Consider the following 260-nt stretch of genomic DNA (forward strand, 5'->3'; position numbering starts at 1 on the left):
GTGCGGTGTAGATGTCGTTGCCGCTGTCCACCTGGGCCTGATAGAACAAGCCCTCCTGCAGCGGCGACAGTGGCCACACATCGGAGATGCGTTCTCCGGCCAGTGCGACGAGGGTTTGGTCCTGTTCGGGGGTCACCCGCACCAGGTAGCGCGACGTCCGCGCGGCGGCTGCGGGCAACAGGGCCGTCAGTGTCTGCGACCAGATCGTCGTCAGCCGCTCCAGCTCGGATTCATCTGCGACCGAGTGTCTTGCCTGCACC

The 260-nt window shown here is 65.8% G+C and carries 1 protein-coding gene; it reads right to left on the reverse strand.

From position 1 onward, the window contains the following. Positions 1–260, reverse strand: a 260-nt coding sequence (locus SB717_RS37230) for a hypothetical protein (protein WP_410908136.1), incomplete at both ends; no start/stop codon positions are given.

The organism is Priestia sp. SIMBA_032, from assembly GCF_046535215.1.
In the GTDB taxonomy this organism is placed as follows: domain Bacteria; phylum Bacillota; class Bacilli; order Bacillales; family Bacillaceae_H; genus Priestia; species Priestia aryabhattai.